The following is a 610-nucleotide window of genomic DNA, read 5'->3' as shown; positions in this document are numbered from 1 at the left end:
AGACTGAGTGAAACGAGGTCAATGCGCACTTACACATAGAATTTATTCTATGTTATACTAAAATGATTAGAACCTGTATTAGAAGCCGCCGTTGGCGACAACAAAATCAAACTCATAAATTCAAAACTAAAAAAATCATTTGCTATGTTAACGAATTGTAAACTATAAAAAATATGAACTAGAGGCTATACCTTAATTTTAATATGAATTATTAACTAAATATAAAAAAGAGCCTCGAGTATGAGACTCATTTTTTTGCTTTATAAAATAATCCCTTTGCTGGCTAAATTAGCTAAACATTCTTTCAAATATGCGTCATTATGCTCTGGATAAATTGGGTTAGTGATCGGGCATTCTTTCAAAATTATATATGGATCACAATGAATACCGCGGTAAAGCGGATTAAACCAGTTTTTATTGGGGTGATATCCGCGGTGCTGCATTTCATGCAGTACCAGTAAGTGAAATTGATAGAGTTTATATGGCGAGTGCTTGAATACATAATTAACAGTTGCATGTTTTTTACCCCAGCCATTGCCTCTTAGAGCAGCAAGTTCTCGATGCTGCCCTAGTAGTTGCTGGCGAGGAAGTTTATTAATGAGTTGCTCAT

Annotated in this window: 1 protein-coding gene; it reads right to left on the bottom strand. The window is 34.6% G+C overall.

Annotation, left to right across the window (positions count from 1 at the left end; translation table 11 throughout):
* Positions 1-260: 260 nt before the first annotated feature.
* Positions 261-610 (bottom strand): TIGR02328 family protein (locus JUE67_RS12540; protein ID WP_203637190.1); only part of this gene is annotated, 350 nt, incomplete at its 5' end.

It is taken from the genome of Lacticaseibacillus mingshuiensis, assembly GCF_016861785.1.
GTDB lineage: Bacteria > Bacillota > Bacilli > Lactobacillales > Lactobacillaceae > Lacticaseibacillus > Lacticaseibacillus mingshuiensis.
The sequence above is the reverse complement of the archived record's forward strand: the minus strand, read 5'-3'. Positions and strand labels throughout refer to the sequence as shown.